This window comes from Sphingobium tyrosinilyticum, from assembly GCF_042654265.1.
In the GTDB taxonomy this organism is placed as follows: Bacteria; Pseudomonadota; Alphaproteobacteria; order Sphingomonadales; family Sphingomonadaceae; genus Sphingobium; species Sphingobium tyrosinilyticum.
The window spans coordinates 112,382-132,397 of the sequence record NZ_JBHSFZ010000004.1 but is presented as its reverse complement, the minus strand read 5'-3'; the positions used below and the strand labels follow the sequence as shown (position 1 = coordinate 132,397).

Annotated in this window: 18 protein-coding genes; 11 read left to right on the top strand and 7 right to left on the bottom strand. The window is 62.8% G+C overall.

Translation table 11 applies throughout. The features are described 5' to 3' along the window. Window positions 1-77 precede the first annotated feature (77 nt). On the bottom strand, window positions 78-2,165 hold the full coding sequence (locus ACFO3E_RS03140) for an acyl-CoA dehydrogenase (protein ID WP_066530824.1): 2,088 nt from the start codon (window positions 2,163-2,165) through the stop codon (window positions 78-80). Window positions 2,166-2,322: 157 nt separating this feature from the next. Between ACFO3E_RS03140 and ACFO3E_RS03135 the strand changes: the two genes are divergently transcribed. Together ACFO3E_RS03135 and ACFO3E_RS03130 are read left to right on the top strand one after the other, a co-directional pair. Then, on the top strand, window positions 2,323-3,138 hold the full coding sequence (locus ACFO3E_RS03135; protein WP_066530826.1) for an enoyl-CoA hydratase: 816 nt from the start codon (window positions 2,323-2,325) through the stop codon (window positions 3,136-3,138). After that, a complete protein-coding gene (locus ACFO3E_RS03130) occupies window positions 3,135-3,926 on the top strand; it encodes an enoyl-CoA hydratase-related protein (RefSeq protein ID WP_066530828.1) in 792 nt (263 codons plus the stop codon). The genes ACFO3E_RS03135 and ACFO3E_RS03130 overlap by 4 nt, the downstream gene beginning before the upstream one ends. Before the next feature lie 49 nt (window positions 3,927-3,975). Here ACFO3E_RS03130 and ACFO3E_RS03125 read toward each other — a convergent pair whose 3' ends face one another. Next, entirely contained in the window at window positions 3,976-4,113 is a 138-nt protein-coding gene (locus ACFO3E_RS03125; RefSeq protein WP_380802440.1) for a hypothetical protein, read from the bottom strand. A 10-nt stretch (window positions 4,114-4,123) separates the two neighbouring features. Here ACFO3E_RS03125 and ACFO3E_RS03120 point away from each other — a divergent pair, with 10 nt between their 5' ends. From ACFO3E_RS03120 to ACFO3E_RS03090, 7 genes are all read left to right on the top strand, one after another. Then, window positions 4,124-6,013 carry a flavin-containing monooxygenase gene (locus ACFO3E_RS03120; RefSeq protein WP_380802438.1) on the top strand — a complete coding sequence of 630 codons (1,890 nt, stop codon included), beginning with the start codon at window positions 4,124-4,126 and terminating at the stop codon, window positions 6,011-6,013. Window positions 6,014-6,023: 10 nt separating this feature from the next. Continuing rightward, window positions 6,024-6,914 carry an IclR family transcriptional regulator gene (locus ACFO3E_RS03115; protein WP_156518663.1) on the top strand — a complete coding sequence of 297 codons (891 nt, stop codon included), beginning with the start codon at window positions 6,024-6,026 and terminating at the stop codon, window positions 6,912-6,914. Further along, window positions 6,902-7,993 (top strand): Zn-dependent alcohol dehydrogenase, encoded by a 1,092-nt coding sequence (locus ACFO3E_RS03110; RefSeq protein WP_066530836.1) that lies wholly within the window; start codon window positions 6,902-6,904, stop codon window positions 7,991-7,993. The genes ACFO3E_RS03115 and ACFO3E_RS03110 overlap by 13 nt, the downstream gene beginning before the upstream one ends. Further along, entirely contained in the window at window positions 7,990-8,865 is an 876-nt protein-coding gene (locus ACFO3E_RS03105; RefSeq protein ID WP_066530837.1) for an alpha/beta hydrolase, read from the top strand. The genes ACFO3E_RS03110 and ACFO3E_RS03105 overlap by 4 nt, the downstream gene beginning before the upstream one ends. Before the next feature lie 82 nt (window positions 8,866-8,947). Continuing rightward, window positions 8,948-10,138 (top strand): amidohydrolase family protein, encoded by a 1,191-nt coding sequence (locus ACFO3E_RS03100; protein WP_066530840.1) that lies wholly within the window; start codon window positions 8,948-8,950, stop codon window positions 10,136-10,138. Window positions 10,139-10,147: 9 nt separating this feature from the next. Continuing rightward, window positions 10,148-11,629, top strand: a complete 1,482-nt coding sequence (locus tag ACFO3E_RS03095) for a class I adenylate-forming enzyme family protein (RefSeq protein ID WP_380802434.1) — start codon at window positions 10,148-10,150, stop codon at window positions 11,627-11,629. A 12-nt stretch (window positions 11,630-11,641) separates the two neighbouring features. Beyond that, the gene (locus ACFO3E_RS03090) at window positions 11,642-12,448 is read left to right on the top strand and encodes an SDR family NAD(P)-dependent oxidoreductase (RefSeq protein ID WP_066530846.1); all 807 of its coding nucleotides are present in this window, start codon (window positions 11,642-11,644) and stop codon (window positions 12,446-12,448) included. Between the two features lie 16 nt (window positions 12,449-12,464). Here the strand turns inward: ACFO3E_RS03090 and ACFO3E_RS03085 are convergent, their stop codons facing one another. After that, window positions 12,465-13,361 (bottom strand): alpha/beta fold hydrolase, encoded by an 897-nt coding sequence (locus tag ACFO3E_RS03085; RefSeq protein WP_066530848.1) that lies wholly within the window; start codon window positions 13,359-13,361, stop codon window positions 12,465-12,467. A 192-nt stretch (window positions 13,362-13,553) separates the two neighbouring features. Between ACFO3E_RS03085 and ACFO3E_RS03080 the strand changes: the two genes are divergently transcribed. Continuing rightward, on the top strand, window positions 13,554-14,393 hold the full coding sequence (locus tag ACFO3E_RS03080) for an IclR family transcriptional regulator (RefSeq protein ID WP_066530857.1): 840 nt from the start codon (window positions 13,554-13,556) through the stop codon (window positions 14,391-14,393). Here the strand turns inward: ACFO3E_RS03080 and ACFO3E_RS03075 are convergent. Then, on the bottom strand, window positions 14,387-15,007 hold the full coding sequence (locus ACFO3E_RS03075; RefSeq protein WP_066530860.1) for a cysteine hydrolase family protein: 621 nt from the start codon (window positions 15,005-15,007) through the stop codon (window positions 14,387-14,389). The genes ACFO3E_RS03080 and ACFO3E_RS03075 overlap by 7 nt on opposite strands. 172 nt (window positions 15,008-15,179) lie before the next feature. Here ACFO3E_RS03075 and ACFO3E_RS03070 point away from each other — a divergent pair, with 172 nt between their 5' ends. Next, the gene (locus tag ACFO3E_RS03070) at window positions 15,180-17,132 is read left to right on the top strand and encodes an NAD(P)-binding protein (protein ID WP_380802429.1); all 1,953 of its coding nucleotides are present in this window, start codon (window positions 15,180-15,182) and stop codon (window positions 17,130-17,132) included. A gap of 48 nt (window positions 17,133-17,180) precedes the next feature. Here ACFO3E_RS03070 and ACFO3E_RS03065 read toward each other — a convergent pair whose 3' ends face one another. The 3 genes from ACFO3E_RS03065 to ACFO3E_RS03055 all read right to left on the bottom strand — a co-directional run bounded on the left by ACFO3E_RS03065 (window position 17,181) and on the right by ACFO3E_RS03055 (window position 19,973). Beyond that, window positions 17,181-17,972 (bottom strand): hypothetical protein, encoded by a 792-nt coding sequence (locus tag ACFO3E_RS03065; RefSeq protein WP_380802427.1) that lies wholly within the window; start codon window positions 17,970-17,972, stop codon window positions 17,181-17,183. 101 nt (window positions 17,973-18,073) lie between these two features. Then, window positions 18,074-18,979 carry an NAD-dependent epimerase/dehydratase family protein gene (locus tag ACFO3E_RS03060; RefSeq protein ID WP_066530865.1) on the bottom strand — a complete coding sequence of 302 codons (906 nt, stop codon included), beginning with the start codon at window positions 18,977-18,979 and terminating at the stop codon, window positions 18,074-18,076. 247 nt (window positions 18,980-19,226) lie between these two features. Continuing rightward, window positions 19,227-19,973: an SDR family NAD(P)-dependent oxidoreductase gene (locus tag ACFO3E_RS03055; protein WP_066530866.1), complete on the bottom strand. Its 747-nt coding sequence runs from the start codon at window positions 19,971-19,973 to the stop codon at window positions 19,227-19,229. Window positions 19,974-20,016 lie beyond the last annotated feature (43 nt).

Sequence of the window (20,016 nt, the reverse complement as noted above, 5' to 3'; positions counted from 1 at the left end):
TCGCCGAGCAGGATCGGCCGCTGGCCCGCAGGATCAATGTGTGCGAGCAACTTTCCGCGCATATGGAAGCCTGCGCCTTACGCTCGTGGGAGGCCCAGATGATGCTGCGCGATGATCCCGCGATGCACTTCGCTGGTGCCGCCATAGATGGTCTGGCCGATCGACTGGCGATAGGATTCCTCGATCTTCGCCAGCGCAGGCGTTTCATGCCGTAGCGTGCCCGGCGCTGCCAGAGCCGCCAGGTCGCCCGCATCCTCCATGTAGATTTCGGTCGCGAACATCTTCGCCATCGGTCCGATCGAGCGGTTCATTCGCCCTGCCTCGATCGCCCATGTGACGCGGCGGCACATCAGGTCCGCGATCTCCATATGCGTTCGCGCGCGCGCTAGCCGCGCCCGCACCGCCGCCTTGTCGATGGGGCGCACACCCTTCGCATCGGCGTTGCTCGCCCAATCCACCGCCGCCTGCATCAGGCTGTGATGATAGATATGATAGCCTTCGCCGCCATGCTCGATCTCCATTGCCGCTGCCATGACCTTCAGGCCGCCATTGACCTCGCCCAGCCGGTAACGGTCCGGCACCCGCACCTCGTCGTAAAAAGTGATGTTGGTCCGTTCGTCCTGCAGCGTATCGACGGGCTGGGTGGTGATGCCGGGCAGGTCCATGGGAAAGAAGAAGATCGTGATTCCCTTATGCTTGGGCGCGTCCGGATCGGTGCGCGCCAGCATCAGGATATAATCGGAGATATGCGCTCCGGTCGTAAACATCTTCTGCCCGGTGATGATCCAGTCATCGCCATCGCGAACGGCGCGCGTGCGCGCCGCATACATGTCCGATCCCGAACCCGGCTCGGTGAAGCCCAGGCAGCCAAGCGCCGATCCGTCGGCCAGGCGCGGCAATATCTCCGCCTTCATTTCGGGCGATCCAAACTTCATAGTCATGCGTGCGCCCATATTGGTGCAGCCGATCGGGATGCGGGAAATGCCGAACTCCTCGAACACGCGGCCCAGGGCGGTGACTTCCGTCGGGCTGCGATCCTGCCCGCCCCACTCCTTCGGCCAATCCGGGTAGGCGAGGCCCGCTGCCGCCAGTTTGCGGTGCAGCTCAGGGATATGGCCGTCCGTCGAAGCCCTTGCCTGCTCCCGCACTTCAGGCGTCACAGCGGTTTCCAGGAAGCGTCGAACCTCTGCGGCGAAGGCCTCTTCGCCGGGCGTAAAGCCCATCTCCACGCCGGTTTCGCCAGCATCGGGCAAAGCGGCCCGCGCCCCCGCCCACAGCCGATCGCCCGCCACGACAAGCCGATCCTCCGGATCGCCCTCCGCCAGCGCCACCCGGTCGATCGCCAGGAAGTGGAGGTGGATGTCATATTCGTCAGACAGGCCATAGCCTCCGAAAGTACGCAAAGCGCGTCGCACGGCCGAGCGCGCGGTCGTCGCGGTCCACCAGCTGGTCATGGCGGACAGGGCCCCAGCATCCGCCTGTCCTTGGGAAATGCCCCAGATGCTGCGCCACAGCAGTAACCGGCCGCCTTCCATGTCCGTGATGGAGTCGGCCAGGGGGAAGGCCACGCCCTGGAACGCGCCGATCGGCTGGTCGAACTGCTTGCGTTCGGTGGCATAGGCAGAGGCCATTTCGATCGCTCGCGTGCCCGCGCCGACCAGCCAAGCCGATCGCAGCAACGCGCGTTCGATCAGCGCCGCCTCGAAAAACTGCCTCGCCGCATTGCCGCTGCCGATCAGCTGCTTCTTGCCATCCGGCCGAACGGCATGGAGTGCGTCGTCGTCCCAGATCAGCTGAGCGCATCCTAGCTGCGGGTCAAAGCTGATCGGTGCGCTCAGCGATTCTTCAAGCAGCTCGGCCGCCGCTTGGCCCTCCAGCGCCCCCAGCAGGCCGCATGCGGCGATCCCGTCCGCGATGGGAATGGGGGCCGCGCCCCGGCCCGCCGCCTCACAGATCAGCGCGGCTTCCATCAGGCCCATGCCCAGGCCGCCCTTGCCCTCGGGCGCGCGCATCGCCACAAAGCCCATGTCAGCCGCTTCGCGCCAGAGCGCCGCGTCGGCCCCGCCCCTGGACGCTCGCGCGGCATTCACCACCTCTTCCCGATCGAAAAAGCGGAGCGCCGCTTCCTGCATCATCACCTGCTGTTCGTTCAGTTCGAGGTCCATCTATATTTCCACCTTGTTCGCGCTCCCATGCTTGGCCATCCTGCAGGTAGCGATGTCAATTTGGCGGCGCAGTGCTTCCGGTCACGCGGAAGGGCGGGGGTAACGGATGTCCGCCGCGCGGATTGCGCGCAACCAGCGGTGCAGGAGACTTTATCTAATGGCACAATTTATCCGTTATGCGGTCGAGGACCGCGTCGCCACGATCACGCTGGATCGCGCCGACCGGGCGAACGCGCAGAATGAACCCTTCCTGCATCAGCTGAACGAAGCATGGGAGAAAGCGGCCGAGGACGAGTCCGTCCGCGTCATCCTGCTGCGCGCAGAGGGCAAGCATTTCTCCGCCGGTCATGACGTCAGTCCGGAAGCCTTTCGGGACGGGTCCTTCAACCGAATCCGCGAAACGATACCCGAACGCGGCCTGCTCGGCATCCATGAATGGGAAGCAAAATATTATCTCGGTTATTCAAAGCGCTGGCGCGACATTCCCAAGCCCTCGATAGCGGCGGTGCAGGGCGCGTGCATCGCGGGCGGCCTGTTGCTCGCCTGGCCGTGCGATCTCATCATCGCGGCGGACGATGCACGCTTTTCCGATCCGGTCGTGCTGATGGGCATCGGCGGCGTCGAATATCATGGTCACACATGGGAACTTGGCCCGCGCAAGGCGAAGGAGATGCTCTTCACCGCTAAGCCGATCAGCGCGATTGAGGCGGAACGGCGCGGCATGGTGAACCGGGTCGTGCCGCGCGCCGACCTGGATGCAGAGGCGCTCGCGCTCGCCCGCGAAATCGCGCAGATGCACCCCCATGCGCTCGCCATGGCCAAGCGCGCCGTCAACCAGACGCTGGACATCATGGGTCAGAGCGCGGCGTTGCAAAGCTGCTTCGACATTCATCAACTCGGCCATGCGTCCGCTTATGGCCAGACTGGCGAGTTCATCGTGGCCGGCATGGACAAGGTGAAGTCGCACGCATGAGCATCCTGACGCAAATTGGGGATGGCGTTGCGACGCTGACGCTGAACCGGCCGGATCGCCTCAACGCCGTCACGGAAGCCATGCTGGACGAAATCGCGCTGACGCTGCGCGCCTGGTCGACTGATCCGTCGATCCGCTGCGTCGTGCTTGCCGGGGCAGGGCGGGGCTTTTGCGCCGGTTATGACCTGTCGGGCGACGGCAAGGAGGAACGGGCGGAGCCGATGCGTCCGGACGAGGCGGCCGCGCGCATGACGCTGCATGCCGAAATCCCGCTGTTGCTCCACCGCATGCCAAAGCCCACCATCGCCTGCATCCGTGGGCCGGTGGCGGGCAGCGGGCTGGTCATGGCGGCTGCCTGCGACCTGCGCGTCGCGTCGCGGACGGCGAAGTTCAAGCTCGCCTTCGCCAGCGCCGGACGCTGCGGCGATCCGGGCGGCAGCTTCTTCCTGACTCAATTGCTCGGCGCAGCGAAAGCACGCGAGATGTTCCTTCTCGACGACCCGATGACCGGCGAAGAAGCGCTGGCCGCAGGGCTCATCACCCACCTTACCGACGATGAGGCACTGGATGCCGAATGCGCGACCCTTGCAGCCAAGCTGGCAAGCGGACCAACTGCCGCCTACGCCGCGATGAAACGCAACCTCAACGCCGCGGCGGCTGGCACGCTCGACGAAACCATGGCGCAGGAAGCGGTCGCTAACGCCCAGATCAGCCTGCTGACCCACGACGCCAGCGAAGCAGGCAAAGCCTTCATGGAACGCCGCCCGCCGCGCTTCCTGGGTTATTAAGCGCGTTTATTCTAACCTCCGTTCGCCCTGTTTGGCTGAGCCACTTGTCTCAGCCAAATGTCGAAGGGCGCTTCTCTCCTGTTCCGCCATTGTGGAAACAGGCCAAATCTATGCCGAGCACCATTAAAAATTCGATATTGCAAAAAACAACAAAGGCCGCGACTCTTCTCACGTCGCGCTCAATCATGGAGTAACTGATGGCTACGGCGGCAAAAGCTATCGACACGGACTATATTCGGCGTGCGGTCGAATTGGCGGAGCCGAATGCGCTGCGCGTCACCCTTTACCAGAATAGCGGCGATGAAGAGATTGCCGCCCTGCCGCCCTCGGCGCGCATGAGCCCTGAGCAGAAGGCGCTGCTGATCAATCGCGCGACGGACTGGCTCATCGACAATGCGGGCAGCGCGGAGCTGCCCGAACCGCCCGAAGCCGAACTGCGCAAGCTGATGACCATGATCACCGGCCTTGAGATGACCGAAGTCGAGTTCGAGGCGCGCCGTGACCTTCCCGCCTTCCGCCCCTTCCCCTGCGCCGTCCAGTGGCAGTCAGGGAAGCCCGACATTCCGGACAACTTCCGCGTCGTCATCATCGGCAGCGGCCCGGCAGGCATCGTGGCAGGTGTGCAGTGCGAGCTGCTTGGCCTCCCCTATATCCTGTTGGAGCGTCAACCCGAAGCGGGCGGCACCTGGACGATCAACCGCTATCCCGATGTGCGCGTCGACACGCCGTCTATCACCTATGAATATAGCTTCGAAAAGCTCTATCCCTGGTCGGAGCATTTTAACCGGGGCGAGGAGGTGCGCGCCTATCTCCAGCATGTGTCGCGCAAATATGGCGTGATGGCGAACAGCCGCTTCAACCATGACGTAAAGGGCGCATCCTTCGACGCTGCCCGCAACATCTGGACGATCGACGTTGATACGCCCGCCGGCGCCGAGCAGATCGAAGCCAATGTCATCATCACCGCCTGCGGCACCTTCGCCAATGCGCAGCTTCCCGATATCGAAGGCGTCCATGACTTTGGCGGCCAGATCGTCCATCCCTCCGCCTGGCCGCAGGATCTGGACCTGACCGGCAAGCGCGTCGCCATCATCGGCAATGGATCGACCGGTGTGCAGCTGTTGAGCGCCGTCGCGGAAAAGGCGGGGCATGTCACTGTCGTGCAGCGCACCCCGCAATGGATCAGCCCGCGCGAGAAATATGGCTCCCCGATCGAACCCGAGCTGGCTTGGCTCTATGAGAATATGCCCGGCTACTGGAACTGGGCGCGCTACGCCGCGACCGCTCCCCTGTTCGATATCGACCGGCTGCAGCGCGTCGATCGGGAATGGCAGGCCCAGGGTGGTCAGGTCAGCAAGGCGAATGACGACATGCGCGCCTTCCTCACTAACTATATCCGGCAGGAAACCGGCGGGCGCGAGGATCTCATCGAAAAACTGATCCCCGATTATGCCCCCATGTCGCGCCGCCCCGTGGTCGATAATGGCTGGTATCGCGCGCTCACCCGCGACAATGTGGAACTGCTGACCGGATCGGTGGGACGCTTCACCAGGACCGGCTTCGTGATGGCGGACGGCGCCGAACGCGACTTCGATATCGTCATCGCCGCAACCGGCTTCGACGTGCTTAAATATCTCTGGCCCGCCCGCTATAAGGGCCAGGAAGGCCAGGACCTCCACGACACATGGGACGCAGGCGACGGCCCCCGCGCCTATCTGTCGATGATGGTGCCGCAATTCCCTAATTTATTCATGCTTTACGGCCCCAACTCGCAACCGCTGACCGGCGGCACCGGCCTGCCGCAATGGTGGCTGATCTGGGCCAGCTTCGCTGCTCAGTGCATGATGCGCATGTTGAAAGAAGGCAAAGGCCGCGTCGATGTGAAGCGGGAGGCGTTCGAACGCTATAACCGCGAACTCGACGAAGAGGCGCAGAACTGGCTGCAGATGACGCCAGAGGGCGGCATCGAGAAGAATTATTATGTGAACCGCGAACATCGCCGCCTTCAGGTCAATGCGCCCTGGCTCAGCCCCGATTATCACCGCATGTGCACGGTGGTGAACTGGGACGATCTGGAACTCAGTTGAGGGAATAGCCGTGCCTCGCCCCGCATTGGCCGCATCGCGCGCCATCGACATTTTGAATTTCATGGCGGCGGACCCGATGCGGGGCTATTCGCTGACGGAGTTGGTGCGACACCTCGACCTGAATCCGGCGTCCTGCCACGCACTGCTCGGCGCAATGACGCGCGACGGCTATCTCGTCCGGCAGGAGAGGGGGCGGGCTTACAGGCTTGGCCCTGCGCTCATCGCAATCGGCCATGCCGCGCTCCAGTGCCATCCTGTGGTCGCAGCGGCACGCGACCAGATCGCCCGTATGTCTGCCGACCTAGATCTGGACAGCCTGCTGACCGCGCGGCTGGGGGACCGGTTGATCGCCCTGGCGTCGGAAGGACCGGGGCGGCTCCCCGGGTTGCGGATCGGGCAGCGCGTGCCGCTTATCCCGCCGCTCGGCACGCCATTCCTCGCTTGGGCGGACAGCCGGGAAGTGGACGACTGGCTCGGCAAGGCGGCAGGACCGATCGAGCAGGACCGCCTGCGCCAGTCGCTCGCGATGGTGCGCCAGCGCGGCTACGCGGTGATGCGGCGCAGCCCTGAGCAGGTGGCGGCTGGTCGTGCGGTACTCGACATGGCCGAGGAACCCCTCGCCGACGACCGGCAAAAGCGCGCGGCCGAGCTGATCGGGCAGATGGGCGAGGATTATCTGATGATCGAGGGGCAGGCCGATCGCCTTCATGCGGTCGATATGATCTCTGCCCCGGTCTTCGGCCCCGATGGCGCGGTGCTGTGCACCTTGTCGCTCTTCGGGTTCGACCGGCCCTTGTCGTTGTCCCGCATCGCTATGCTGGGTGAGGCGGTCGGCCGTTACTGCCGGGCCGCATCGACGCAAGATAAGAATATATTGGGAGAAGCTGAATGCGTGCGCTGATCTACGAAGGTCCCGGCAAGATCCGCTATGTCGAGGATGTGGAGGTGCGCGAGCCGGAGGCGGGCGAAGTGCTGGTGCGCATCGCTGCCAGCGGCATCTGCCATTCCGATATCTCCGTCATCAACGGCACGATCGATTGGCCTGCGCCTGCTGTGTTGGGCCATGAAGGGGCGGGGGTGATCGAAAAGCTCGGTCCAGGAGTCACCGATCTGGCGGTCGGCGACCATGTCGCTCTCCACACCCTTGCCAATTGCGGCCGTTGCGGTCCTTGTGAAAGCGGCAGGCCGACTCATTGCCGCCAGTCTTACGGCAACCGCTCCCAACCCTTCATGCGCAATGGGGAGCCCGTCTCCAGCTTCGCGGCGACATCCACCTTTGTCGAAAAGACGGTGGTGAAGTCCAATCAGGCGGTGAAGATTGACCCTACAGTGCCACTGGATACCGCCTGCGTCGTGGGCTGCGGCGTGCTGACCGGCGTGGGCTCTGTCGTCAACCGCGCGCGCGTGCAGCCGGGCGAGACGGCAGCGGTGTTCGGCATTGGCGGCATCGGCCTCAACGTGCTGCAGGGCCTGCGCTTGGCCGGGGCGAGCCGCATCATCGCCATCGACCTGCTCGCTTCGCGCGAGGAGAAGGCGCGCGAGTTCGGCGCAACCGATTTCATCGACGCGTCGAAGGAGGACACGCCGCAGCGGATCAAGGACATTGTGTCCGGTGGCAACCCAGATCATGGCAGCGGCGTCGATTGGTCGTTCGAGTGCGTCGGCAATACCCGCGTGCTGAACGACGCCATGGCGAGCCTTGGCTGGGGCGGTAATTGCGTGATCGTCGGCACCACGGCGGCGGGTACCACCGCCGAAGTGTCGCTCACCCCACTCGCCTTTGTCGATCGCGGCGTCATGGGCGCGCGCTATGGCGCATCGCGGCCGCATCGTGACATTCCGTCCTACATCGCCCAATATCGACAGGGTAAGCTGATGCTGGATGAGCTGGTGACGCAGCGCTACGATCTGGCCGATTTCGAGCAGGCTTTCCACGATCTTGAGGAAGGCAAGCTGGCGCGCGGGGTGTTCGTGCTGTGACCGGCGCTGGCGCCTGGTATCTGCCGCCGTTGCGCGACGGTCGTCCTGCAGATGCGGGGCTGCTGGAACGAAGAGCCCGCGCTGCCGGTAGCACGGGCGAGGGAGACGCTCCCAAGCAAGCCCTGATTGGTGGCGTACGCTGCTTGCTGGTTGAGCCGCAAAACGGCCCGGCACAGGGCGACATCCTCTACCTCCATGGCGGCGGATACCGGCTGGGTTCGCCTGTCGCTTATATCGCTTATGCGCAGGGGATAGCCGATCAAGCCGGGCGGCGGATCATCCTGCCTTTTTACCCGCTCGCACCCGAAAATCCTTTTCCCGCCGCGCTGCACAGCATCGTCGCGGTCTATCGCGCGCTGGAGGACAGCCAGTCTGCGGTCATTGCAGGGGACTCTGCCGGGGGCGGCCTGACTGCCGCGCTTTGCATCCTCGCGGCGCGGGCGGGTGAGCGGCCCGCGGGTGCCATTCTTGTCTCGCCGATGCTTGATCTGACGGCCCAGGGCGACAGCCTTGATCGCAATGCGGAGCGCGATCCGCTCTTTTCCAAGGCGGCGGTTCTGGATTCCGCGCAACTCTATCTTCAGGGCCATGCGCCCGATGATCCCTTAGTATCAGCACTCAATGCCGACCCCGCCGATTTCCCATCGACTCTGATCCTGACCGGCAGCGCGGAAGTGCTTCTGGACGAAGCGCTTGCCTTTGCAAGAAAGCTGGCGATCGCGGACCGTCGCGTGACGTTGCACGTCGCACCGGGCATGGGCCATGTCTGGCCGCTCATGGCCCCCGGATCGCCCGAAGCGGCCGCCGCCGTTGCAACCATGGCGGCCTTTACCAAAGCCCTGAAATCCGCGGTTTCCGGCGCTTCCATGTAGCCGGAAAGCCGCCTCGCTCAATTGACCGGACCATCCGGACTGACCGACAAGCAGACCATTATTTCTATCGAGAGACGTCACCATGACAACGCCCAGCCTACCCTTTCCCGTCTATGATGCGGACAATCATTTTTATGAACCGGAAGACGCGCTGTTCCGTCACCTGCCCAAGAAGTGGCACAAGGATTTCCGCTTCGTGGAAGTCGATGGCCGCAAGCGTCTGGCGATCAAGGGACAGATTTCGGACTATATTCCGAACCCCACTTTCGAGCGCGTTGCGGCTCCCGGCACCCACGTCAACTATTACAGGGCGAACAATCCCGAGGGTCTGACCATGCGTCAGATGACCGGCAAGCCGATCGCTCCGCCGGAATCCTGGCGCACCGGCAAGGAGCGTCTGGCGGTACTGGATGGCCATAATGTGCATGCCGCGCTCATGTTCCCCACCCTCTTTTCGGTCATTGAAAAGTGGATGAGCTATGATCATGAGTTCTTGCACGACGCCCTGCATGCGCTCAACCAGTGGACCAGCGAGGAATGGGGTTTCGCGCGCGAGAACCGTCTGTTCGGCGTGCCGGTCGTTTCACTTGCCGACATGGACCGGGCGGTCGCGGAGACCGATTGGCTGATCAAGGAAGGGGCTCGGACCATCTGCATCCGGCCTTCCCCCGTTCCGGGCTATCGCGGCGGCCGGTCGATGGGGCTCAAGGATTTCGACGCCTTCTGGGCGCGTATCCAGGAAGCAAAGATCTTCGTGTCGATCCACGCTTCCAACTCGGACTATGACCATCTGATCGAGATGTGGACCGGCGGCGCAGAGTGGTTGCCGTTTGAATCTGATCCGTTCGTCAACTGCCTGCGGATCATTGAACGCGCCATTTCCGATACGGTGGCCGCGATCATCTGCGGCGGAGTGTTCGACCGCTTCCCCGACGTCCGGCTGGTCAGCGTGGAAAATGGCGCGAAGTGGGTCATCCCGCTGATCGACCAGCTGAAGCATGTTTACGGGCAGATGCCGCAGAAATTCATGAATGATCCGGTTGAACAATTTCACCGCAATGTCTTCGTGACGCCCTTTATCGAGGACGACTTCGGGCAGTTGAAGGAGCATATGCAGGTGAACCGGATACTGTTCGGCAGCGACTATCCGCACCCGGAAGGAACCGAACATCCCCTCGACTTCCTTCATGAATTGACCAGCTATTCCATGGCGGAAAAGGAAATGGTCATGTCCTCCAACCTCAAGGGCCTGCTGGAAGGCGTGCGGAACTAAGGAAAAGCTGTGAGCCACGACGTCATCGAACAGCTGCGCGCCAATCTGCGCGACCATGCCAGCGAACGCGGTATCGAACTTGAGGGCCGCTGGGTCAGCTGGGGCGACGTTGCGCGCTATGGCGAAGCAGTCGTGGCGCAGCTGGAGGCCGCCGGTTGCCCACCATCGGCGAAGGTGGGGATCATCATCCGAAACCGCTTGGCGCATGCGGCTGCAGTCGTGGGATTGCTGGCGCATCGCCGGTCGATCAGCTTCGTCTATCCCTTCCTGCCGGCGACTGCGATCGCCGACAATATCGATAGCCTTGGCGCCGCGGCGATCCTCGCGGACGAACAGGACTGGCCGAATTTCCGGAAGGCGGCTGAGCAAGCGGGCTGTGCCGGCATTGCTCTGGCGGACATCGATGCCGAACCAAGGCTGGTCGAGGGGCTGGAAAAGTGCACGCGGACCAGCTTTGACGACGCCTTGCCTGATGGCGGCATTGAAGTGCTGTCGAGCGGCACCACCGGCACGCCCAAGCGCATCCCGATGCCGCTCAAGCTGTTGGAACGGGCGGTGATGAGCGCGCCCGGTGCGGAGTCCGGCAATGCTCCCTCGGTGCAGATCAATATCTGGCCCTTGGGCGGCGTGGGCGGCGTGTGTCTGCTGACGGGCGCGGCGGTCAACAACACGCCGCTGGTGCTGATGGAGCGGTTCACCGTCGATGGCCTGGTTGATGCGCTGCGCCGCCACAGGCCCGATACGCTGGGCCTCAATCCCACAGCGATCGCCATGATCATGGACGCGGACGTCTCCCCGGAAGACATGGAGAGCGTGAAAAGCGTCTCGGGCGGCTCGGCCTATCTGGACCCAGACCTGCAGGACAGGTTTGAAAAGCGTTACAATCTGCCGATCCTCTGGGGCATGGGCGCGACGGAGTTTTGCGGTACCATCGTCCGCTGGACGCCGCAGATGCGCGCGGACAGGGGCGACAGCAAGCGCGGCAGCACCGGCCTGCCCATGCCGGGCGTCGAGATCCGCGCCATCGATCCGGAAAGCGGAGCCGAAGTGCCTCACGGTGCCGAAGGGCTTCTTGAAGTCCATTGCCCGTCCGTCCGTCCGGACTGGGTACGCACCACGGATCTGGTGATGATCGACGAGGATGGCTACGTCTTTCACCGGGGGCGGTTCGACGGCGCGATCGTGCGGGGCGGCTTCAAGATCCTGCCTGAGCGCGTGGTCGATGTGCTGCGCCAGCATCCCGCCGTGGTCGATGCCTCTGTCGTCGGCATCCCCGACGCCCGCCTCGGCGCGGTCCCGGTCGCGGCGGTCGAATTGAGCCAGAGCGCGGGGATAGTTGATGAGCAGGCGCTGCTGGCGCATCTGCGCGCCGAATTGCCGCCTACCCATGTGCCGGTGGAAATCCGCATAGTCGATGCCCTGCCGCGCACGCCGTCGCTCAAGGTCAGCCTGAACGATGTGAAGAAGATGTTCATGGCCGACGCGGCCTGAGAGGATGAGAAAATGACCGTGTCATTGTTGGGTTTGGAAGGAAAGAAGGCGCTGATCGTCGGTGGCGGCCGCGGCATGGGCGAAGCAAGCGCCCTGCTGCTGGCGGAAGCCGGATGCGACATCGCCGTGCTCGACAGCGTGCTCGAAAGGGCCGAACAGGTCGCGAAGGAAGTGCGGGCGCTGGGCCGCGCGGGCATCGCGATCGAAGCGGACATATTGGACGAAGCCTCGGTCAAGCAGGCAGTGGCCGATGCGGAAGCAGCGATGGGCGGCCTCGACATATTGGTTACCATCGTCGGACAGGCTTTGTTCAAGCCGCTGCTCGACGTGACGCTGGAGGAATGGGATTATGATCAGTCCCGGAACCTTCGCTATTTCTTCGTGACCGGCCGCGCCGTTGCGCAATCGATGATCGCGCGCGGGGTGCCTGGATCGCTGATCTGCATCGGGTCGGTGGACGGCGCTGTCGGTTCACCCATGCACGCACCCTATGGCGCGGCCAAGGCTGGCCTTATGCATCTGGTAAAGTCCATGGCGGCGGAATGGGGACGCCAGGGCATCCGCGCCAATGCCGTAGCGCCGGGCAGCATCACCACCCCGCGCCTGCCGGAGACGCCGGATTCCCGCGCGCTGATGGAATCGAGCGTGCTGCCGATCGGCAGGCCCGGCACCACTCGCGATGTGGCCGGTGCCGTCCTGTTCCTGGCTTCGGGTCTGTCGGAATATGTGACCGGGCACACGCTGTTCGTCGATGGCGGATGGATGGCGGCAAACCATTTCGATCCGCGCGTCATGGCAACGAAGAAAAGCAACGAATAGCCTTTGGTCCGGCCGATCATTCGGCCAGAAACTCTTCGATCGCGGCGCGGCATGCGTCGAACGCGTCATGCTGCGGCCAATGACCGCTGTCGGCCAGCCGGACTTCCCGCACATGCGGAATCGCCCTCAGCAGGTCGGCGGGCACACCGGACGGCCAGCTGCGCTCGCCATAGAGCAGCAGTGCCGGGCAAGAAATGTGACGCCACAATGTGCGGGCCTCGTCCGGCGTGATGTCGGGAAAGGGCCAGACGGCGAGATAGGGATCATGCTTCCACTGCCAGTTCGCCTCGCCCACCCGCTTCAGGCCATGGCGCGTCAGATGATGCGCCTGGGTAGCCGACAGAAATCTGTGGCGTGCCCGCATCCTGTCCTCCGCTTCATCGATCGACGCGAACTGGCGGGGGGGCGTCAGCGAAGCGGCATGCCGCTCCTCCAGCCAGTCGCCTATCCTCTTTTCGATCATCCGCCCCAGACGGCGCTCTTCAATGGCGGGAAGTGCGCCGACCGCTTCGACCGCCACCACCTGGCGCACCTTATCCGGGTAAACGGCGCTGAACCGCAGTGCGATATGCGCGCCCAGCGAATGGCCGATCAGCGCCGCCCTCCGCTCCGCGCCAAGGCCAAGCTCCTGTGCCAGCGCGGCGAGGTCGGACAGATAGGCGGCGAAGTCATAGCGCCCGTCCTGCGACCAGCCGCTGTCGCCATGGCCGCGCAGGTCCGGCGCGATCACATGATATTTTGGCCGCAACGCTTCCGCCATCGCGTCCCAGCTGCGGCTATGGTCGCGGCTTCCGTGAATCAGGATGACGAGGGGCGCACCATGATTCGGCCATTCAGTGTAGCTGAGCGTCATGCGGCTGTTTAGAAAAGGGCGCTTTACGGCGGCGGTGACGCGGCTTGTATTTTCCGGCATTCCTCAATGTAAAGAGGAGGGTGCGGTGGTTGGCGACCCGAAAAAGCTTGGTTTCCGCATGGCTGTAACAGCCATTTTCGCCGGCATTTTCGGACGCTTGAATCCATCGCTCGCTCAGAATATAGTAGGCGTTACTATAAATCGGCGGACGGTACGGCCGGCGTCGAAAAGGCGAGGTGTGTAGGAGGCGGAATGGGCTCTAGCTCACAGGCGGACGGAAGGTCTCGTGGACGGGGGAGTGTAAAATCCTGTCTGCGGACTTTGGAGGTCCTCGAATATTTCATGAACGCGGGCGTTCCGGCTCGTACTATCGAAATCAGCGAGGCGCTCGGTATCCCCAATTCCAGCGCGGATGAGATCTTGCGGACGCTCGCGGCGACCGGTTATCTCACCTACAATCAGGCGACTAAGCTTTACGCTCCATCCTACAAGATCGTCGCCAATGCTTCATCGATCGAACAGAGCTTCTTCGGCGGTGGACAGATTGGCGAGATCATGGAGGATATGCGCCGTGAAACCGGAGCGAGCGTGTTCGTCACTCAGCAGAATGACTGCTGGTCTGAAAGCATCGCGGAAACGCTAGGCGATTGGAAGGCGTCGCCGGACGTAGCGCCCAGCTATCACGACCAGATGGTCTGTTTCGAACGCAATAGTTGGCGTCCCGGCACCAATTTTGCGGCGGCGATGCTGGCGCAGCAATCCAATGTCGATATCATTCAACTCGCCACCCGGACACAGCGGCTTGGCTTTGGTCCGAAAGGGCCGACGCTGATGAAGCATCTGGTGGATCGCATAGCCCAGACGCGCAACCGCGGTTTTTCCATCTGCCGCCGCAGCCGGTCGCAGCCGGTCGATTCCATCGCCATGCCTTTGCGCGTGCCGCACGGCGTCGCTTCCTACGCCATTGGCGTTGTGGGCGATCCCTTGTTCTCAAGCGACAATGATGTGCGGCAGATGCTGTCAGGCATGCAGTCGGTCATCTTCCGCTACAATGACGGAATCCGCCGGAGCAAGACGATCAGTATTCAATAAGGGCCGGATGGTTGCAGCGCTTGTTCGATGTCATCGGCGCTGGCGATGCGAGCGACCATGCGCAACTGGTCCCTCATGATGACTTCATGAGTGCCGGAGTCGGCCGCCGCCACGCAATCTTCTGCGATGATCACATGATAGCCCAGATCCGCGCCAGCCATCGCGCAGCCCGCAACGGCGACATTGGTCGAGACGCCAGTAATCACGATCGTGTCTATGCGCATCCGCCGCAGCATGGCGTCGAGTGCCGTGCCGTGAAGCCCGATCAGCCCCGAACTGCGCGCGACGACGAAATCCTGCGGTGCGGGCGACAGTTCGCCGACAATCTGCGCTTCCGGGCTTCCCGCGATCAGCAGGCGGTTTTTCCGAGCCATCACCGCGAGCAGGCTGTTGGGCTGGACGTCCGCGAAGTCTGGCCGGTGAGCGATGGTGAGGTGCCATATCGGGAGACCCGCGTCCCGGAATCGCCCGGCAAGATGGGCAATCTTGAGCAGGATGCCGCGTTCCGCAACCTGCCCGATCAGGCCCGCGAAGCCGCCCATGCCCTGCTCCACGATCCCGCGCTGGCATTCGCTGATTATGAGGGCCGCGCGGCCATGAAGGGGAACGGCCAATGTCCTGCTCCTGTCTTAAGTGTCTTTGGGAAGAAGACCATGGAAAGCTGGCGGGCAAGGCATCGTGCGGCGGCTCCATAGATATGGAAATGCCGGTTTGAACCTTGGTTCCTCCCGGCGGCGGGATAGACCTGCAAGCGATCAGAATAGCGTTTTTTTGAGGAGTGAGTGAATGGCTGCCCAATATGCAGACGTGGTGGGGACCGCCCCTGCCGACTTAAAGGCGCGCAAGCTGCCGCTGAAGGATACGCCTGAATTACGGCAGGCGCTGGCGGAGGGCGAAATCCACACGCTGCTGATGACCTATGTGCATCTGAGCGGTGATGAGTCGATGCTCGACAAGTTCGGTCCGCATATCAAGTCGCCCTATGCCTATCCTCCCGAAGAGATCCCAGCGGACCTGACCGCAGAACTACGGCAGAAGCTGCTCTATGTCCTCAGCACGCCGGGTGCGGCGCTGGAGGGCGATATTGCCGAGGCGCTGATGCACCGCATGATGACGGTCGGCCTGGCCGAGGAAGTCGCCGACGAATTCCTGCCGCTGCTCTACGACCAGATCGGTTTCCGTCCCGAAGTTCCACGGCGCCAGCGCAAGGACCGCAAGCCCGCCCCTGCCGGCTTCAAGGTGCTGGTGATCGGCGCGGGCATGACCGGCCTTGCGGCGGGCGTAAAGCTGGCCGAAGCGGGCTATGATTGGGAAATCATCGAAAAGAATGAAGAAGTCGGCGGCACCTGGTGGGAAAACCGCTATCCGGGCGTGGGCGTCGATACGCCCAGCCACTTCTACTCCTTCTCCTTCGCGCTCAATTCCGAATGGCATAATTACCACCCGCAGGGCACGGACATGTTCGCCTACCTCAAGCGGGTGGCTGACGATTACAAGCTGCGGCCGAATTTTCGCTTCAATACGCTGGTGGAAAAGCTGGTCTGGGACGAGGACGCCGCAGTATGGAACGTCACCGTCCGCAGGAAGGACGGCAGCGAAGAGGTTATCCGCGCCAATGCTGTCATCAACGGCCACGGCCCTGTCAACCGTCTGAAATGGCCTGCTATTCCGGGTCTCGACAGCTTCCAGGGCACGCGGCTGCACACCGCCACCTGGGACACGTCGATGGACCTCAAGGGCAAGCGCGTCGGCGTCATCGGCACGGGTGCCAGCGCGGCGCAGCTGATCCCCGCCATCGCCAAGGACGTGAGCGAGCTGTATGTTTTCCAGCGCAGCCGCCATTGGGTAATGCCGAGCCCAGCGGGCGACGATGAAGTCACCGAAGGCGTCAAGTTCGCCATGCGGCACATCCCGCATTATCTGGAATGGTTCCGCTTCCGCATCTACTGGTACGCCGCCGACGGGCTCTATCCCAATGTGCTGCTCGATCCCGAATGGCCCGAGGATTCCCCTTCGGTTTCCGCAGTGAACGAAGGGATGCGCAAGTTCGCGGTCGGCTATATCGACAAGATGTTCGCCGATCGGCCTGACCTCAGGGAAAAGCTGACACCGGACTTCCCGGTCTTTTCCAAGCGCATCATCCTCGACCGCGGCCCCTATTTCCCGACCTATCTGGAACCGCATGTCCATCTTGAGCAGTCGGGCATCGAAAAGGTGACGCCCAAGGGGCTGCTGCTGAAGGATGGACGCGAGATCCAACTGGACGTGCTGATCTGCGCCACCGGCTTCGACGTCGCCAACATGATGGGCGATCTGGAAATCGTCGGCATTGGCGGCAAGCATCTGCGCAGCGAGTGGGGCACGGAAGATCCGCGCGCTTATTTCGGCATGCTCATCCCCGGCTTCCCCAATTATTTCCACACGGTCGGGCCGAACAGCGCGCCCAACCATGCGGCCGGGCAAAACCTGATTTCCGAGCGTCAGGTCAATTATGCGATCGAGTGCCTCGATTGGGTCAATGCCAAGGAAAAGAAGGCGCTGCAGCCCACCAAGCCTGCCTTCGACACCTGGCAGAAGAAGGTGGAGACCCAGATGGTCAAGATGATCTGGAGCCATCCGCGGGCCTACAGCTATTACAATAATAGCAAGAAGCGGAATTTCCTGTCTTGGCCGTGGCGGCTCATCGACTTCTGGAATGAATGCCGCGGCCCGCGCAAAGAAGATTTTGAATTGCTATAAGGGGGGCAGGGCGGCCGTTTGCGGCCGCCCTCGTTCGCTTACCAGCCGTTAAAGCTGGTCGGTATAGGTGTCGGTGCCCACGACGGTGGGCATGAAGGGTGAGGCGATGACGATCCTGCCGATCCCACTTTCCTCGATTGCCCGGCCGAGTGGCACATAGGCGCTGTCCCAAACGGCCTTGGGATCTTCAACCGAGAAGCTCAGGAACACAGCGCGGTGATTGGCCTCGATCGGCACATCCTTCGGACTGGTGGGGTCGAGCGGCAGCGGCGATCCACTGAGCGCCACATCCCCCGGCAGATTGCGCGCGCGCAGGAAGTCCGAAAGGTCGGCCGCGCTTTTCCCGGTATTGAGATCGACGATGAAGGCGACCACGCCGCCATAGGCGCGGTCGAGCGCCAGTTCGATCGGCATGGCGCTGCCCGGCGCATTATACTCGGCGTCGAAATTGTAGAAGCTGGTGTGGATGTGGTCTCGTTCCTTGAACATGCGGCCAGTCGCGTGCAGGTCATTCACTTGCTTCACCGCCCAAGCGTCCCAATCCTTGTGATGCCCGTCCAATATCCAATAGAGCGCGAGATAGGACCCCTTGGCCAAGTCTATGCTGCCGGACCCGAAGCGCTTCGCCTTTTCCGCGCGGGTGGCGACATAGCGGCCGCCTGCCACCGTATAGGCGCCGATCATGCAGCCGCTGTAGAAATGGTCGCGCTCATACCATCGATTATAGGCCGCCTCATATCCGGGGCGCGGCTCGACCATAGTGAAGAGCAGCGATCCCAGGCGGATCGGCCGGTCGGCGCGAGGAATGTCGGCTTTGCTGAACAGGGCTTCGCTCGTCATCAATCTCTCCTTTTGGAAATGGCGTGATTGAAGGGCAGGCGGAGCCTTCGTCAAAGCAGGGCAACGCCTGTTCCGGGTCAGCGGAAAGGTCGCTGGTCTTGCTACCGCCCCGCCAGCGCGCGATAGGCAGGGTGGCCTACATCAGAGAGGATATTGAGATGGCGGGGCGTCCAGCCCAGTTCGCGCCGTGTTCGCGGACTGCGAGAACGGCTGCAGGTCGCCATGCCGATCAGCGTTTCGAACTTGCCCCAGCGGCGAACGCCTTCGGCGAAATCCACGCTGTGTGCATGGACGCCAAGGTCGCGGGCCACCGCCTCGGCCAGCATGCGATTGTTCAACTCCCCAGCGACGGCATGGTAGAGCGCGCCCGCCATGCCTTTCTCCAGCGCCAGGCGATAGACCTCCGCCAGATCATCGACATGGACATTGGAATAGAGGTTTAGCCCTGCGCCCAGATAGGCGACATCACTGTTGCGCACGGCATCCGCGTAGAACATGCGCAGATGGCCGCAGCCGCCATGGCCCCAGATCATCGGCGGCCGAACCACCATTGCGCGGACGCTGCCCGATGTTCCCGCCTGCCGGATCATCGTTTCGGTCACGAGGCGATATCCGATATATTTGGACGGTATGAAAGGGTCGTCTTCGGCGAAGCTGTCCTCGCTCCACGCCCCGTCCGTCCTTTGGGACAACAGGCCGGTGCCACTGGTGAAGAGAAAGCTATGCAACTTGCCGTCCATCGCCTTCAATAGCGCCGCGATCGTGTCGAACTCCTCCTGCAGCATGAGCTGGGCGGCATAGATGGTCGCATCATGTTCGCGCATCATGTCGATGACGGCGTCCAACTGGCTAAGGTCGCCGCGCAGCGGTCTGACGCCCTCCATCACCAGGGCCGCATCGCGATCGCTGCTGCGAGTGAGGCCGCTGACCCGATGCCCCGATGCCGTGAGGTGACGGGCAATGTGCGACCCGAGATAGCCGGTCGCGCCGAGGACGAGAATGCGCATCGATTTCCTTCCGCTCATGTACAAGCAGCAGGACCGGCATAGCGGTCAATCGACCCGAGCGCACCTTCCGCCAGCCCGGAATGCTCCCTTCGGCTGTATCAATCCAACTTTTCCGTCCGGGATGAGCTTGTCGAAGCCCATCTATTCTTTTGCAAGACAGGTGAAGTGTTGACGATTGAAGCGAGGCGAAGGGATCGCCTCAAACAAACGAACGAAAATTCAGGGTCAATCCGAGGTGACGCGGGTTCTAAAGCGTATTCACCATATGACCACCATCCACGACCAGTTCAGCACCGGTGATATAAGCGCCAAGGTCTGACGCCAGCAGGAGCAACGCGCCGTCCAGATCCTCCGGCTGTCCCAGGCGGCGTTGCGGAATTCTGCCGATCAGCGCTCTGCCCGCGTCCATTTCCCAGAACGCAGCGTTGAGTGGCGTCGAAATATAACCTGGACATAGCGCGTTCACGCGAATGCCGTGGCGCGCCCATTCCAACGCCATGACCTTCGACATCTGCACGACGGCAGCCTTAGAAATGGCGTAGGAGCCGACCTGCGCCGCTTGACGCAGCCCAAGGATCGACGCCACGTTGATGATGCTGCCCTGACGCCCGGCCGCAACTATCGCCTGCGCCGCACCGCGCGCTACCAAATAGGTGCCACGCGCATTGGTATCCATGATGCGGTCCCATTCCGCTTCGTCCTGATCGAGTAGAGGGCCGCCGCCTGCCACCCCCGCATTGTTGACCAGAATATCGACCGCACCCACCTGTTGCCACAGCCGGTCTATGGACGAGGCGTCCTGCACGTCCAGCGCCATGGCGCGCGCATCGGGAAGGGACGCTGCAAGCGACTGAAGCAGATCGGTCCGCCGCGCTGTCAGGATTAACCGTGTCCCCTGGGCAGCGAGCGTCCGCGCGAAATGCTCGCCAAGCCCGCTGCTCGCGCCGGTGACGAGCGCCGTCTTCCCCTCAAGGCCGAAGCTGGGAAGCGTCATGCCGCTAGCGCCAGCGGCGCTTCGGCGGGATAATTGCTCGGGC